The organism is Paenochrobactrum gallinarii, assembly GCF_014205685.1.
In the GTDB taxonomy this organism is placed as follows: Bacteria; Pseudomonadota; Alphaproteobacteria; order Rhizobiales; family Rhizobiaceae; genus Paenochrobactrum; species Paenochrobactrum gallinarii.
The window spans coordinates 1-1,690 of sequence record NZ_JACIIU010000075.1 but is presented as its reverse complement, the minus strand read 5'-3'; the positions used below and the strand labels follow the sequence as shown (position 1 = coordinate 1,690).

Genomic DNA, 1,690 nt, shown 5'->3' with positions numbered 1-1,690 from the left:
ACCGCAAGAACCCTGAAACGACGACCATCGGTGAAGGCATCACTGATAAAGTCGAGGCTCCATCGTTCATTGGCTCGCGATGGTAAAACTATCGGCCGCCGTGTTCCCAAGGCTCGTTTGTGCCCACCACGCTTGCGCACAGCCAACTTCTCTTGCTTGTATAACCCGCGTAGCTTCTTCAGGCTCATGATGATCCCCTGTCGTTCCAGCATGACGTGAATGCGTCAATAACCGAAGCGTCGTCGCTCGGATGCCACCTGTTTCATTGCCTCACGAATATGCGCATCGTCGGGTCGTCTACGACGGTAGCGCACACTTGATCGATCAATCGATAAAACTACACACGCCCGACGCTGGCTCACGGCATACTCCTGGCAGACATGAGCAACTGCATCCCGCTTGGCATCGGGCGTTACCATTTTTTTGCAGCAACATCTTTCAAAATGGCATTGTCGAGCATCGTCTCGGCCAGCAGCTTCTTTAACCTAGCGCTCTCCTCTTCCAGCGCTTTAAGCTTGCGCGCATCAGAGACATCCATGCCACCAAACTTGGCTTTGTATTTGTAAAAACTGGCGCTGCTAATCCAGTATTTGCGGCACACCTGTGCAGTCGGCGTTCCCGCTTCCTGCTCTTTAATCATCCCGTTTATCTGTTCGTCTGAAAACCGTGAGCGTTTCATTGTTTATCTCCTACCAAGGATTGGAATCTACCAAAATTTGAAGGAGTTTGCGGGGCTGAGGTCACAAACAGTCAGTTTTGCAGGACCACTTTAGTTAAATTTACGTTTTTTGCCTGTTCTTCACCGTTGGCAGTTTGCTTAGAAGTTTATTCACTAAGGATATTAACGGCATTTCCACTTTCAAATGAACAATAACTCCAATTATAACTGATAAAAACATGATTATGAGGATTATCCAACGGGATCGGTTTTCCGGCAGCCAATAATCGAATTGCCAGATAATGTGAGGATGTATTAAAAAAATAGAATAGCTAGCCAAAGCAATGGCTTGAAATGGCTTAATCATTATAAATGATATCTGATCTTCTAGTGAGATTACAGCCATAACCAAAACGGCAACAGGAAATGACCATGTCAGTGGGGAGCTTAATTTTGTCATGACGAGAAGCAATAATGAGAATGGGATGCATAAATAGGCAATTTTTTTAGGTAGAACTATCCCTTTTGTGATGAGTACGGCTATTCCTAGGCCAAAAGCAGTACTTAAAAGACGATCATTAAAATAATAGTCAATTTCCTTTACCCCTGTAAAGGGATCACAAATGGCAAGAAATAGTATAGCCGCAAAAAAAATATAATATTTATACTGTGCAGATAGCAAAAAAGAAACAATAGCCAGCACAGAAACTGCAACTTCAAAAATTAATGTCCATGCAGGATATAGTATTGGCATTGTTAGATTACTTGGGGGAGGTATTAGAAGCATGGATCTTAGGACGAAGTCTAGTTTATATAGATCTCCGTGCATTAATGGATATGTGAATACAGTTATTGCCGTGATTAACCAATAGATTGGCAAGAGACGGGCAAGTTTTTTACCAATTGAGCGCGGTTGCATCGATCCTACATAATAAAGGTAAGCGTTTTCTGGATCTCACCTTTTGTCTGCCTTTTATATCTGCGATTTCCGTTTGTGTAGATTTGGCGGGAGTTTCGCGATGGCGACTACGG

At 43.6% G+C, this 1,690-nt stretch carries 1 protein-coding gene and 1 pseudogene; both read right to left on the bottom strand.

The window, feature by feature from the left end; genetic code table 11:
- Positions 1-679 (bottom strand): annotated as a pseudogene (locus FHS77_RS16355) (transposase); the annotation flags it as partial.
- 100 nt (positions 680-779) lie between these two features.
- Positions 780-1,412 carry an acyltransferase family protein gene (locus FHS77_RS16010; RefSeq protein ID WP_184224908.1) on the bottom strand — a complete coding sequence of 211 codons (633 nt, stop codon included), beginning with the start codon at positions 1,410-1,412 and terminating at the stop codon, positions 780-782.
- Positions 1,413-1,690: the final 278 nt, after the last annotated feature.

What these genes read in the sequence shown, in the direction of transcription:
- FHS77_RS16010 (WP_184224908.1), bottom strand. Translation starts at nt 1,412, where the DNA reads ATGCCAATACTATATCCTGCATGGACATTAATTTTTGAAGTTGCAGTT.